10 protein-coding genes are annotated in these 14499 nt (G+C 46.5%); 2 read left to right on the top strand and 8 right to left on the bottom strand.

Going from position 1 to position 14499, the window contains the following annotated elements; all coding sequences use genetic code 11:
• Positions 1-619: 619 nt before the first annotated feature.
• From JGK20_RS25975 to iscB, 4 genes are all read right to left on the bottom strand, one after another.
• Positions 620-1375, bottom strand: a complete 756-nt coding sequence (locus tag JGK20_RS25975) for a DUF2993 domain-containing protein (protein WP_293177126.1) — start codon at positions 1373-1375, stop codon at positions 620-622.
• Between the two features lie 127 nt (positions 1376-1502).
• Positions 1503-2096 (bottom strand): pentapeptide repeat-containing protein, encoded by a 594-nt coding sequence (locus JGK20_RS25970; RefSeq protein WP_293177124.1) that lies wholly within the window; start codon positions 2094-2096, stop codon positions 1503-1505.
• A gap of 198 nt (positions 2097-2294) precedes the next feature.
• Entirely contained in the window at positions 2295-3707 is a 1413-nt protein-coding gene (locus tag JGK20_RS25965; RefSeq protein WP_293205266.1) for an HD domain-containing phosphohydrolase, read from the bottom strand.
• An 83-nt stretch (positions 3708-3790) separates the two neighbouring features.
• Positions 3791-5062, bottom strand: coding sequence for an RNA-guided endonuclease IscB (gene iscB / locus JGK20_RS25960; RefSeq protein ID WP_293177120.1), 1272 nt, complete (start codon positions 5060-5062; stop codon positions 3791-3793).
• A gap of 322 nt (positions 5063-5384) precedes the next feature.
• On the opposite strand from iscB, the gene JGK20_RS25955 reads away from it, so the two are divergent.
• Positions 5385-5525, top strand: a complete 141-nt coding sequence (locus JGK20_RS25955; protein WP_293177118.1) for a hypothetical protein — start codon at positions 5385-5387, stop codon at positions 5523-5525.
• 310 nt (positions 5526-5835) lie between these two features.
• Here the strand turns inward: JGK20_RS25955 and JGK20_RS25950 are convergent, their stop codons facing one another.
• Positions 5836-6030, bottom strand: coding sequence for a hypothetical protein (locus tag JGK20_RS25950; RefSeq protein ID WP_293146752.1), 195 nt, complete (start codon positions 6028-6030; stop codon positions 5836-5838).
• A gap of 114 nt (positions 6031-6144) precedes the next feature.
• Here JGK20_RS25950 and JGK20_RS25945 point away from each other — a divergent pair, with 114 nt between their 5' ends.
• Positions 6145-9222 (top strand): glycerol-3-phosphate acyltransferase, encoded by a 3078-nt coding sequence (locus tag JGK20_RS25945; protein WP_293232619.1) that lies wholly within the window; start codon positions 6145-6147, stop codon positions 9220-9222.
• Between the two features lie 404 nt (positions 9223-9626).
• On the opposite strand, the gene JGK20_RS25940 is transcribed toward JGK20_RS25945, so the two are convergent.
• The 3 genes from JGK20_RS25940 to JGK20_RS25930 all read right to left on the bottom strand — a co-directional run bounded on the left by JGK20_RS25940 (position 9627) and on the right by JGK20_RS25930 (position 14279).
• On the bottom strand, positions 9627-11354 hold the full coding sequence (locus JGK20_RS25940) for a phosphatase PAP2 family protein (protein ID WP_293232617.1): 1728 nt from the start codon (positions 11352-11354) through the stop codon (positions 9627-9629).
• A gap of 333 nt (positions 11355-11687) precedes the next feature.
• Positions 11688-12869 carry an ABC transporter permease gene (locus tag JGK20_RS25935; protein WP_293232621.1) on the bottom strand — a complete coding sequence of 394 codons (1182 nt, stop codon included), beginning with the start codon at positions 12867-12869 and terminating at the stop codon, positions 11688-11690.
• A gap of 192 nt (positions 12870-13061) precedes the next feature.
• Positions 13062-14279 (bottom strand): ABC transporter permease, encoded by a 1218-nt coding sequence (locus JGK20_RS25930; RefSeq protein ID WP_293211659.1) that lies wholly within the window; start codon positions 14277-14279, stop codon positions 13062-13064.
• Between the last annotated feature and the right edge of the window lie 220 nt (positions 14280-14499).

Raw genomic sequence — 14499 nt, 5'->3', positions numbered from 1 at the left:
TTATTCCTGTAGTTTTAGGACTGTGGACTAAAATTACTAACGTAGATGTCTAACATTGACTACTTTTGGGTAGCTTTGTCCATGTTTTTACGAGCGGTTCTCCCATCTTTGCGATCGCCCCACCAGAGAATTTTGTCTCTCAAACCCGGTTTCTGTCTCCAAGACACTCTAAGTTTATCAAGACTATTTGGGCGATCGCCTCAACCTGAGTGCTGATTTTGAGCAGATATCTAGAATCTCCGTGAATAAGCTACTTTGCACAGGTACGTAGTTGCGCTTCAGCGCTCTTTCATATAAACAGCGCCGAAGTGTAACAACGTACTTAACAATTAGTCCGCATATTATGCGTTGTATAAGTTCTGTTGCACTTAAATTTAAGCTTGATGGCGCGCTATGAATTCTCGCTCAAAATAATTTAAGTCAGCAGTTGCTGACATATTAAATCCGCGACAGATTAGTTCTGGAAATACACCGGAATACAGAGAGACTTTAGGCTAGCAACGCCATAGCTGAAAAACTGTGGCTAAAATAGCAAAACCCGCCGGGGCGGGTAGTTTTGTTAAGCTATAAAATTTTTCCCACTAATCTGATTTGTCGGCTAAGCTCAGCACGCTGAGGCTTAGCGCTTGCCTTTGGGGAACTGTTCGATGCCAGCCCAGCCGTAAAAAACCAGCTCGTCGTTTTGAACTCGACAGCGGTCTACTCGCAGTTGAGTGCCCTCTAAAGCAAATTTGTCTAAGTCTAGCAAGTTATTTACGTGGGCAATTATAGCTTGAGCCAAGTCTACTGCTTGCCCGTCACCGCCGTAAGTAACGCTGACAAATTGGATTTTGCGCCGGTCTTCTACTTGCAATTGAGCTGTAATATCTATTTTGACTGGTTCGCTGTCCTGGCCGATCGTAATCTCGGACTGAAGCCGAATTGATTTGTCTGTTCCGAAGCTGACTTCAGTGTTTTGAAAGTACAGAGATTGCTCTTGGTATTTCAGCTTTTGGAGTTTTTCAACTACAAAAGGTGTATTGAATGAGGTGGTTAAATCCGATCGGCTTAAGACTACTCGCATATTTGCCTGGGTAGGCTGCCGCAATTTGACTTGACCTGCAAAAATCGCCCCAAAATCAATGGAGAGTGCTTGCAAGTAGAGTTCCATCACTTCTATACGCAGGCCGTTATACATCAACATACCTTTGCCAACGAAGTCGAAACCGTCGATGCTTCCCTGCAAGAGTTTGGCTACAGGTTCGACTCGGATGTTGGCTTCTGCCTTTTCAGAACGTTTGAATAAGGCTGCGATCGCAGCTCCTGCTACTTTGCTGACAAGGCGATCGCCACTTTGACCTTGAAAGGATGTACCGCTAAACAAAGCTGCTACCATTTATTCGTTTGCTGATCTACAGTCGCTATTATAGCCTCTCATTAAGAAATGTTAAAATAGCTTGTGCTTATTCACTTTATAAGCAGAAGTTGTTTTTTGTCTGCCTTGAAAGTAACATTTTGGAAATTTAAGGACTCAGGGGCGTGCCTTGGAGACAAGCGCGATCGAGCAAAGCTCCATCCCAGACGGTATGTTCGATCGCAGCACAGAGCAAATTAGCCCCCGTCAGGTTAGCACCGCGCAGTACGGCTCCATTCAGGATAGCTTCTTCTAAATCAGCTCCCGACAAGTCTGCGCCGGACAAATTGGCATTGCTCAAATCTGCCTGCTGCAAGATGGCGCGAGCCAAATTAGCACCCCGCAAATCGGCTCCCCGCAAATCGACACCGCTCAAGTCCAAATTGCCGATCGAGGCCGCCGTCAAAAAAGCACCCCCAAAACTTGCATCGCGGACTAAAGCATTAGCAAAAGAAGCACCGCGCAAGTCAGCATTCCGAAAATCAGCCCCGCGCAAGTCAGCACCGCTCAAGTCTGCGCCGCGGAGGTTTGCTCGCAGCACCGCCCGCTGCAAGTTAGCACCGGTGAGATTAGCTCCTGTTAAGTTGGCTTGAGATAAGTCGGCACCTGCGAGATCGGCTCCCGCTAAGTTTGCGCCGGCTAAATCTATGCCGGCCAATATATGAATTTTGCCTTGGCGTATGGCTTCGAGGTCATGAGTCATTAGTTTTTAGTCATAAGTCATAAGTCAGTTGGCAGTTGGCAGTTGGCAGTTGTCAGTTGGCAGTTGTCAATTACTAGGGTACACACCGTAAACAGAAAATTAGGTTGCGGAATTCGTACTAAATCCGTAGTCCTGACGCACCATACAATAACTGTCCACTGTCCACTGTCAACTGTCCACTGAATTACCCAACTTATTTTACAATGCCGGAGTTGCCGCGATCGTGCGATCGCCCAAATCCTCCAACCAGATATTAGGCAGTTGGCTGGGGCGGGTGGGTAACTCCATCAAACCCATATCTGCGAGTCTGACGACATTCCCGAGAGTTTCCACCAAAGCCGGATCGAAGCGAGTACCCGACAGTTCGCGGCACTTTTCTAAGGCTGCTGTCAAACTCAAAGCAGGACGATCGCCCCGCGGTTGAGTCAAGTCTTGGAAACAAGCGACCAAACCCAAAATCCGCGAAGCAACGGGTATCCCTTCACCTCGCAAACCCTCGGGCCTGCCGCTGCCGTCCCAATTTTCGAGTTTGTGCTTGACAATTTCGGCGACTGGTGCTAATTCCGGCATTGCTTGGAGGAGTTGGGAACCGATGAAACTGCGATCGCGCCAAAATGATAGAGTTCCTTGGTCGAATTTATCGGAAGTGCGATCGAACACCTCATTCGGCGCCGAAACCAAGCCGACTCGAAACAGCAATCCCGCCAGCCGCAGCCTTCGCAGTTGCAAAGCCGGCAAATCCAACAATTGACCCAAAGTTTCCGACAAAGCCGCCACCTGCAAAGAAGCTGTGGGATTTGAGGTGTCGCGTTCGTCTACGCGCTGGGCCATCCGCAGAAAAGCTTGCAGTTTGTTGGCGTTCAAATTGCGGCTGACGCGCAAAGCTTGACCTTCCAATTCCCACAAATCGCGAGTTTGGCGGTTAATTGCCACCATTTGCTGCTGAGAACTTTGCAGGTAAGTAACGATGCGGGATACTACGCCACTAATGTCTGCCAAGGGCGGGCCTTTGGTAGCAAGAATTTCGTGATGAATTTCTAGCAAACTGTCGGCTAGGGAGGGATTATAATGTCGTGTTTGTTCTATAAAAATTTCTGCTGACGCCGACACCAACGACTGGTCAAACGACCACAAACCGTAGAATTTTCGCTCTGTATCGACTTCTGGCTTGCCCTCTGGCAAGTATTCCTGGGCCGTAAGTTCGCGACAAAGCACCATTGCTTTGTATGTGGGGGCCAGGATGATTAAATTCCATTCTTGGATAATGGGGTCGATCTCATCAAGTTCTATTAAAGATACATTTTCTAATTGACCGGTTTTGTGGGTAGCGAAACCGCTGTCGGCTACTGCACCGATGACAACTTGTCGAGAAGCCTTAGCAATATCGAAGTAGCGATCGGCTTCTTGCAAATACCATTTTCCCTGCTGAAACGTCACCAAAACCAGCGGTTTGAGTGCGAGATCGTCCCCGCTGCTGGTTTGCAAGATGTGGTCTTCTAGGGCGTGACACAGGGCTACTAGGGTGTTTTTGAAGTATACCCCGTAGCTAGAAGGCAGTTTTCCGTCGGGAAGTGTAGCTTGTAGTCTGGCGAGAGTTGATTCTGGATTCATAAAAATTAATACGGGATGCGGGAAACTCAACGGCTTTAGCCTTGAGAGGGAAGCGACGCGGGGGACTTCAGTCCCCGTCAATCCTAATATGCGTAACTGTAGCCATCTTTTTTGTGAACTATTTTGCAGTATTTATGGCTAATTCCTTGCACCAATTCTGATGCTGAGATGTTGAACGAACCTGTCGTTCTAACTGCAACCCGACCAACATATTCACCTATTTTCTTGCCACTGATGACGATTGCTTTTACGATGTCACCAGTTTGAAAGCCTTTAACAAACTTGTTTCGAGGAACGTACCGAGATGGAAAGCCAAATTTGTCTGTGCGACACATTTGACGGGTTCCGTGTCCAGTTGCCTTGATTAGCAGTGGCTTATTTGTTAATAATTCTAGCGCTTCAACTTGACCGACACAAGCAGCATCAAGCCAATGAGTTTTAGGTAGTTGCAGCCGACTACGATTGAACTTGGTCAGTCCACCTGAGCCAGTTAAAACAGGCAACCCCGTTTCTTTTAAGCGACCAAATAACGTCCATCGAGTCGAATTTACCGCAGCAGCATCCTTTAGGGGGCGCTTGGATTGTGTAAGAATTCGACTCAGAATGTCAGGTTTCTTTGCTAAGAATTGTTCAATGTTCTGAGTACCTTTCTTCTGGTTGCATTTCTGACAAGCAAGGCAAAGATTAGAAATTCGATTGCTTCCGCCTTGAGATTTGGGATGAATATGCTCAACTTGCAATGGTACATTTTCGGCGTCGCAGTAAGCACATTTTCGGTTCCATTTGTTAAGCAAATATTGCCTAACTTCGTAACCCTGTAGTTCGCCTTGGTGGTATTCAATAGCTGAAATTTCAGGATTTTCTAATTGTTGCAAGTCAAATCTGACCAGCTCTTGAACAATTAAACCGATAGGTGCAAGCCTGCGTAATTTTTCAACCCAAGTCAGGGTGGTTTCTACCCGGTGCTGCAAGGATGGTGCCAACCAACCTTTTTTGCGGGTACGGTTTAAAAACCTTGCTTGGCGGTAACGAGTATGACGGTTTCGCCTTCCTCGACGCAGTGAACGACGGGACTCAAGACTTGCTTTGATAGTTTGACCGCGATGAGTTAATTCAGCACCAAAAATTACTTTTTCACCTTGCAATAATGCAATGCCTGTAGTTTTGGAACCTGGATCTAATTTGAGAGTAATTGATTCAATGGTTGCTGTTACTGCCTTTTTGAGGATAATGGTACACGGGAATCTTCTGAAGATAGCCGCTTTACCAGCCGTCAGCAACTTACGAGCCATTGACGACTTGCAAGGTGTGAGTGGTTTTTTGTTTGTGTCAACTACGAAAATAAAATTGGACATTGTTGTGTCCCTCCACTTGCGTGTAATGTTCGCTTCGACCTGGTTATAAAGGCTTGTTAAGTTTGCAGCACTAACGAGAGTGACTTTAAGTTTGTTTGACTGCAAACGATAGAGCGGAAAACTAGCGTCGCATTCTCCGGTATCATGACCTAAATAACGTCTCCTTGTAACAGGGGTCTGGTCAGCACAGCTTGCAATTTCTTACAAGCTCAGTCTCTTTAGAGCTGAGTTACTGACTGCAAAAGGCGGTGCCGGCTCTTAACATATTGTAACGTGCGATCGACCTTCTCGAAAATACTTTTGACAAAAATCCGATTTTTTGATGACTTCCGGCTCCACAACCTACAAAAACGGCGATGTGATGGCGATCGATCCGGCTCTTTCAATTTATATCGAACTCAACCGCACCGACAGCGATTTCTTGCTCTTCAAAAAAAACGACCTTGCTTATATTAGGGTATGAAAATGAATCACTTGAAAATTCAGCTATATTGACTGACTGGCTTGTTTCATTTTTTCACATTGAGTCTTTCATGCCGTTGCAGCAGCAACGCCGCATTCGCTAATATAAACTTTTTTGCTTGTGGTTGTTCTACCAGACAGGATATCAGAATATTTATTAATATGTTCTTCATTACAATATAAATACAGGACTTGTGCGAAAAATGGAAAACCCAGCCCTTAAAATTGCAGCGTTCTGGGTGCAACGACAAAGTTTTCTCATTAATTCACAAGTCCTATCTCAGTTTTTCTTCGTCTCAATAAACTTTTTATTATTTACCTTTGGACTCAGAAACATCTGCAATCAAATCATCTTTATCAACTTTTGGAACAAAATCAGGCCGTTCTTTGGATTCCCAACCCGGGGGGCGCTTGGAATTATACCACGCAATGGAGCCGATACTAACCGCAGCGACAAATCCAACACCAAGAACTGCGATCGGAATCATTAGGTTGTTCTCTACCATTTGGTTCAAATCCTTATTTACTGTACTTCTCTAGTATTTTATGTGCTATTGGCGATCGTGCAATATATCCGAAGACTGAAAATTTGAGCGAATTGCAGCCATAATACTTAGAGATTGAAATTAAAAATCCCCTTTATGCCGCTGTTGTCGATCGCACTTCTGTTAGCCGCCAGTTTTGCTCTGGGTGCTTTGCCGCTTACTCGCTGGGCGGTGCGGCTGCTGGGCGGTAAAGATTTGAGGCGGTTGGGCACGGGGAATGTGGGGGTGTCGGCTGCTTTTATTCACGGGGGGAAGTTGGCGGGAATTGCTGCGGTGTTGGCGGAAATTGCCAGGGGTATTCTGCCGGTTTTGGCGGGGAGATTTTGGTTTCCTGATTCACCTGCGATCGCGATCGCCCTGTTAATTCCTCTGGTTGCGGCCAGATATGCGATCGCCCGAGGTGGAGGCGTGACTAACGCGGTTTGGGGTCTTTTGGTATTTTCGCCGCCGGTGGCTGTCTCTTCTGGCATTTGGGGGCTACTGGTGTGGGGTTTGGCACGGCGGTTGTGGCAAAAGGGCGATCGGGCGAGACTGTTTGCTTCCCGCTGCGGCTGTCTGTGCACGCCTATCTGGGTTTGGGTGTGGCATCAATCTTTGCCGGAATTCTTAGCAGCAGCAGGATTGGGAGTTTTATTAGCTGCAATTAATCTCAGTCAGGGTGATGATATGGCTTTATCTAAATCGGAACAATTGTTTTCTCTCGATGACTCGTTAGATGCTAAAATTTGCGGCGATAAAGCTGCGAGATTGTCTCAACTAAAACGCGCTAATTTTAATGTTCCTTCTGGCTGGATATTATTGAATGAATCGGGCATCGGGCATCGGGCATCGGGCATCGGGCATCGGGCATCGGGCATCGGGCATTCAGAAAACAGTGAAAATTTGTCAATCCCTAATTCTTTAATCGAAAATCTAAAATCGCAAATCGAAAATCGCATGATTGTGCGCTCTTCGGCGGCGGGAGAAGATGGCGATATTAGTTCGGCGGCTGGGCAATATGAAACTATCGGGCCTGTTTCCACTGAAGCAGAATTAATCGCTGGCATTCACCGCTGCCGTCAGTCTTATTGGACTTCCGAAGCTGTGGCTTACCGCCAGCAGCGACAACTCCCGGATACTCAAATGGCTGTCTTGATTCAGCCTTATATTGAGGGAAAAATTGCGGGAGTTATGTTCAGCCGCAATCCTTTAGATGGCGGTTCCCAGATAATTATTGAAGCTTTGCCGGGAGGTGCTGAATCTGTTGTCGGCGGACAAGTTACTCCGTTACATTTGGAAGTTGATTTTACCCAGCCTGAAATTTTACAACAAACTTTAAACGAACTCGAAATTAATTCAATTGTTAACCCAAAACTTCTAGCTGAATTAGTCAAACAAGCGCAAGCTATCGAAGCTTTTTTTCACGGCATCCCGCAGGATATTGAGTGGAGTTGGGACGGGGAAAAAGTTTGGATTTTGCAAAGCCGCCCGATTACTAATTTGCAGCCGTTTTGGACTCGAACTATTGCCGCAGAAGTGATTCCTGGTGCAATTCGCCCGCTAACTTGGTCGATTAATCGGCCGCTGACTTGTGGGGTTTGGGGAGAGATTTTTCGGGTGGTTTTGGCCGATCGCGCTGCTAATCTAAATTTCAAGGAAACGGCGACTTTGCTGGGTTCCCACGCCTATTTTAACGCGACTTTGTTGGGCGAAATCTTTCGGATGATGGGATTGCCGGAGCAGGGTTTGGAGTTTTTGCTCAGAGGGCAGAAGATGGGTAAGCCACCTTTGGGGAAGATTTTGCCCTCTTTACCCGGTTTGTGGCGTCTGGTGCAGCGGGAGCGGGCGCTGAATGCAGATTTTGCGGGCGATCGCACTTCTATTTTTTTACCAGCAATCGAAAGTCTGGAGAAGTCAGAGAAGGAAGAAGGAAGAAGGAAGAGGGAAGAAGGAAGAGGGAAGAATGAAGAAGGAATATTAATTCCCAATGCCCAATTCCCAATTCCCAATGCCCAATTCCCAATGCCCCATGCCCCATGCCCCATGCCCAATTACCAAGATTTAAGTGAGTTGTTGGATAAATCTGAGCAAATTCAGGAGTGGCTGAAGCCGATTACTTACTACAATATCTTGGGGCCGATCGGGCTGGCAATTCGCAAAGCAATTTTTCGCGTTGATGATGATTGGCTTGTTAATGATACTGCTCCTGAAATCGCTTCGGTGCGAGCTTTGCAAGAGTTGGCTGAGAAATTGCGAGAAGTTGCTATTTACCAGTCAGGCGAGAATGTTTCAGCCGCACAATTAGCACAGATATTTACTGAAAGTCTGGCTTTGCAAGCAGACTTTGAACAGTGGCTGGATATTTACGGATATTTGAGCGAAGTGGGAACTGATATCGCTGTTCCTACTTGGCGAGAACAGTCTGAAACTTACCGCAAATTGCTGATAACTTTGGCTCAAAAACCTACTGTTGCTAATTCAGCAGCAACTGGAAAATTAAGCTTGACTTTTGCTCAGAAGTGGCGCTTAAATAAATGTCAGGAACGAGCTATAGTTAAAAGCCAAATTAGTGAAATTTACGCACGATTGTTGGCTCATCTCCGCTGGACTTTTTTGGCAATTGAAGCTTGCGGATTGGAAATGCAGGTGTTTCAGGAACCAGGAGATATTTTTTATCTGGAATTTGGGGAGATTCAGCAGTGGATTCGCAGCGGTGCGAGTGTTTCTTTTCAGGAGACGATTAGCCTGAGGCGCGATCGCCTGTTAGCCGATCGCGATCGCCCGATTCCCCCTGTAGTCTACGGCAATCTGCTGCCGAATTCTCAGAAAAGGTCGATCGACTCCTCAACATCTGCAACTGGTATCATGCAGGGAATCCCGGCAAGTATCGGCTGCGTCGAAGGTTTTGTGAAGATTTGCCGGAGTGTCACTACAGAATTAGGCGAAAATGCGATCGCCGTAGTGCCTTACACCGATGCCGGTTGGGCGCCGCTGCTGTTAGGAGCAAAGGCAATTGTAGCCGAAGTTGGCGGCCAGTTGTCTCACGGAGCAATTATCGCCCGCGAGTACAAAATTCCCGCAGTCATGAATATTGCTGAAGCTACAACTCGCCTGCGAGACGGTCAAAAAGTGCGAGTAGATGGATATCTCGGCACTGTGGAACTGCTGGAATAGTCAGGACTAAGGATGGCGAATTAAATAATTTACACAAGGGGTGTATCTCAGTTTTGCATTTACAGTGCTGTCCCCGCACAGCAAAGCTTGTACAAGCTTTGCTGTGCGGGGACGCTCGCACTACAATAAACAATGCTTCTTGCAAAACTGAGATGCACCCTTACACAAGCTTGTGGGATGGGCGTCCCGCCCGTCCTTTATAGACGGGCGGGACGCCCATCCCACAATAATTAAAATTGTAAGTTATTTAATTCTCATTCCTAAGACCAAAAAATAGCTTGACGCACTACTGATAGCGGTAAGGTACGCAGTGATTTTTTCATACATTTGCAAAATCAGAGATGCACCCAATTCAGAAAATCGAAAATGGAAAATTTTCCATTTTCCATCAACTCGCCACTTTCCTAAACTAAGAAATTCTGGACAACATAGTTCCCCACATTTCTACCCGCGCTCAAACCGTCTACGTTAGCACTCATGAAATGGATGCCTCCGTAAATGCGACTCATCCCCGATTCGTCGGCCGCTTGGGCAAAGTTGTCAAAGGTTCGCAGACTGTTGACAGACTTGTCTCCCTTATCTGCAAAGCCAAAATCCGAACCAAATACAGAGTTCAAAACTGGTTCCGCTGCACCGCTAAAGGTACTGTGGCCCGATGTGTACTCAGGAAAGGGCGGAGTTATCAGCAGCGGTGTCCACAGAGGATCGGCTGTTGTGTTGGGATTGTTGTCTGTGTCAGCTTGGCGAATAGCTGTCACGGGCCGCCAGAAATCGTACTTATATTTAGCATCCCACGAGTTAATAGCTGCATCGGCCTGGGCAATATTTAGCAGGGCGAACAAGCGGGCGCTATCTTCCAACGATGTACCGCTGAGGGCCGATGCTTCTGAGGCGATTTGGTTCCAGTGGCCGGGGGGAGTAAAAGTACCTCCGCCGTTGGCCCAGAATTTGGCGATCGCAGTTTGATCGGGCGTGCGCGTCAGACTGTCAATTTTGCCGATTTCTTTAGTCTCGTTCAACTCCTCTGCGTACTTGGCGCTATCGAGGGCGGGCGGGCCTGACGGACGAAACTGCGAACCGCTAGTCATCGCAAAGGGAGTCACATCCGGCCACTGGGGCAGCAATGATGCGGCCAGGCCCGGAGGAGTCGGCTGCCAATTGCCTGCGTCAGTTTTCGGTGTGTAGGGTACTACTTTGTTAGCGCCGTCTGTACTGCGCCAACTGATAATTTTCTCAGCAACCTGTTCTCCGATCGCGATTCCGTCTTGTTTCGATTTCCCATCGGGAATTTTTGCTAAAGACGATGCGTATGCTGCATCAAATTTGATGCTTTGTGCAGGGTACAGGCTAAGCAGAGTGCGGTAGGTAGCCGCCGCAGCCGCAGCTTCTTCTGATGCCCCCGCTGGTGCATCTATGTTGACGCGGTAAGGGCTGTATTTTTTGGTAATCGAGTTAACAGCGTCGTAAATGGCCGCGTGAACCATTGCCATGTTGCGGGAGGCTACCGGAGGCGGGGTGCCGGCTGTCCGGATGGCGTCTAGCATCATTCCGTTCGACTCTCTGATGCAGTTTCCCGAAAGGTGAGTTGCGAAGTTGTCGGGGGTGACGGTGCTGCTATTGACTCCCTGCAATACTGCTAAATATTCACCTGTGAGTTTGTCTTGAATTACCGTGCTGTTGCTGTTAGCGTCTGTGCCTTGTTGGATGTTTAAGTCGTTAAATGTGAGACCATTGAGCAACCGAATTTTGTCCTTGCCCTTCTCGAAGTCGGTGATGTAGTCTGCTGTGGCTACCGTTGGGCCGCCGTTGCCTTTGCCGATCGCAAATATGTCATTGCCTTCACCACCGCTGATGGTATCGCTACCTACGCACCCGTAGAGAGTGTCGTTGCCGGAGTCGCCAAATATCAGGTCGTTGCCTTTGCCGCCCCAGATAATATCGTCGTCTAGGCCGCCAGCAATTGTATCGTTACCAGAGTCGCCACAGATTTTGTCTTTACCTCGATCGCCTAGGAGCAAGTCGTCTCCGCTCTTGGCATAAATTATATCGTTACCATCCAAGCCGTTAAGTGTGTCTGGGCCTGAAGTTCCTTCGAGAAAGTCGAATTTAGGACTGCTGGTAATAGAAGCCATTGGTTTTTATTTAATAATTTTCATCAAATAGCCAACCTTCATAGCCATCGATCGATGCTATGAGTGTTTGCTCGTAGTTTAGATTATTAGGCCTTTTCTTAAGTAAGTAAATCCCCTGAGTGAAACTTCATTGAATCTTTAATGTTTCACTCATTTTTATAAAGTTTCCGATTAATTTTTTATTTAAACTACATTGTTTTTGCTAAAACTTTACCATCCGACTGGTTTTATTAATTTTTCAACATATATACACCGTGGTTAGCATCAACGAGTAACATTATGTATATACTTGCCTAGGTATATACTTAAGTATGCTATATATGTAATTATTTGTTAAGCACTTCTCAAGGCTGCGATCGGGTCGAGTTTGGCAGCCTGACGCGCCGGGATCACGCCGAAGAAGAGACCGACGCCACCGGACACGCTAACAGCAAGGGCGATCGCCACAGGCGAAATACCAGCTTGCAGAGGCGTAAAATTACCTACAAGCAAGATACCTCCGACTCCTACGCAAGTCCCAACGATGCCTCCAGCGGCAGATAAAATTACAGCTTCGATAATGAATTGAAACAAGATATCGTGTTGGGAAGCCCCGATCGCCTTTCTGAGCCCAATTTCCTGAGTGCGTTCGCTGACAGAAACCAGCATAATGTTCATAATCCCAATGCCGCCGACTAACAAAGAAATGCTGGCCACAGCAGTTAACATAAGTGTCAGGGCCCCGGAAATCGAGCCCATTGTCGCCATTAAATCTTTCTGATTTCGGACAGTAAAGTCATCTTCTGTGGTAATCTTGTGCCGCAGTCTCAGCAAGTTTTCCACCTGAAATTGAGCAGCATCCATTTTCGACTCATCTTGAATCGAAATAAACAGCGAAGTGACAGCTAAACCGTAGGGAGACTTGCGCCCGACAATGCGGTTGGCCATTGTGGCGATCGGCACAACGGCTGAGTTATCATAATTCGTACCAAAAGATGTCCCTTTCTCCGCAAATACTCCAATTACTTTCATGCTGACATTTTTGACTCGCACTTGTTCGCCGAGGGGATTGGTATTAGCAAACAGTTTTTCGGCCAATTCTGAACCAAGAATCACAACTTGATTGTTTTGCCTAACATCGAGTTCCGTCAAAAATCGCCCTTTAGCCATTTCAAAGTTTCTGACTGTCAGAAATTCGGGAATTGTGCCAAAAATCAGAGACGAGACATTTTTGTTACCGTAGCGAACGAGTTCTGAACTGTTGAGTTCGGCAGATACACCTTGCACCGACGGGACTTGAGATGCGATCGCCTTACCATCTTCTACTATCAGTGTTTGAGGTGCATTTCTAATCGAACTTCGGCTAGCATTAGGCACTCCAGCTCTCACAATCAACACATTTGTACCGAGTGATTTAACTTGTCCGCCCACAAAATTTTGAGCCCCCTCTCCAATCCCAATCATCGCAATTACCGAAGATTGGTAATTGGTAATTGGTAATTGGTAATTGGTAATTGGTAATTGGTAATTGGTAATTGGTAATTGGTAATTGGTAATTGGTAATTGGTAATTGGTAACTGCCAACTGCCAACTGTCAACTGTCAACTGTCAACTGTCAACTGTCAACTGCCAACTGCCAACTGTCAACTGTCAACTGTCAACTGTCAACTGTCAACTGTCAACTGCCAACTACCAACTGTCAACTGTCAACTGTCAACTGTCAACTGATTAAGCACTTCTGAGTGCCACAATCGGGTCTAACTTAGCAGCTTGTTTTGCCGGTACGATGCCAAAAAATAAGCCTATGCTACCAGAAACACCAACCGCAAGGGCGATCGCCACTGGAGAAACACTAGCTTGCAGAGGACTAAAAGCAGACACCAAAAACACACCACCGATACCGAATCCAGTACCGATCGCACCACCAGCAGCCGACAAAATCACAGCCTCAATCATAAACTGAATCAGAATATCCTGAGGAGAAGCACCGATCGCCTTTCGCAGTCCAATTTCCTTAGTACGTTCAGTCACAGAAACCAGCATAATGTTCATAATCCCGATACCGCCCACAAACAGCGAAATTGCCGCCACAAAAGCCAACATCAGAGTCAAAGCACCAGTAATGCTGCCCAAAGTCTTCATTAAATCCTTCTGATTTCGGACAGTAAAATCATCTTCCTTAGTAATATTGTGACGCAAGCGCAGCAGATTTTCAATTTGAAATTGCGCCGCACTCATTAACTTTTCATCCTTCACAGAAACCGAAATAAATGTTACCTTAGTACCGTAGGGAGACGAGCGACCGACAATGCGGTTAGCCATCGTTGTCAGCGGCAAATAAACATTCATATCTTGATTGTCACCAAAACTCGATCCCTTAGCCTGCATCACGCCAATCACTTGAAAAGTTGCATTTTTGATGCGAACATATTGACCGACAGGCTGAGTATTGCCAAACAATTGTTCAGCAGCTTCTGAACCTAAAGCAACTACATTTTCTTGTCTTTCTAAATCTAGCTTGTTTAAAAAACGACCTTGAGCAACATCAAAGCTTCTCACCGGCAGAAACTCAGGAGTAGTTCCGACAATCGAAGACGAAACGTTTTTATTGCGGTAAGTAACGATTTGACTGTCATTGAGAGTTGGTGCAACTGCTTCGACAGAAGGAACTTGAGAGGCGATCGCCTCTGCATCATCCAAAACCAAAGTCTGAGGAGGAATCACCGGGCGACTTTGGGCATCAGGACTTCCGGGAATGATAAACAGCAAATTTGAACCCAGAGAGTTAACCTGTCCCGCAATATAGGTTTGAGCTCCTTCGCCAATACCAATCATCGAAATTACGGAAGCATTACCGATGATAATTCCTAACATTGTCAAGCTGCTGCGTAACTTATTTGCCGTCAAAGTTGTGACAGCCATTTTGACGCTTTCAATAATATCCATGAGTCTATTGTTAGATTGTAGATTTTGGATTTTAGATTGTTTGCGGAATCAAGTTAACTCTTAGGTATGTAGTTGCGCTTCAGCGCTCTTTGCTTATATCTATGAAAGAGCGCTCAAGCGCAACAACGTACCTTTATTTAAAAAAAAGTTAACTCTTAGGTATGTAGTTGCGCTTCAGCGCTCTTTACAGATATATGAAAGAGCGCTCAAGGGGAACAAC

The organism is Microcoleus sp. PH2017_05_CCC_O_A (genome assembly GCF_020738785.1).
In the GTDB taxonomy this organism is placed as follows: Bacteria; Cyanobacteriota; Cyanobacteriia; order Cyanobacteriales; family Microcoleaceae; genus Microcoleus.
This window is presented reverse-complemented; position numbering and strand designations above follow the sequence as displayed.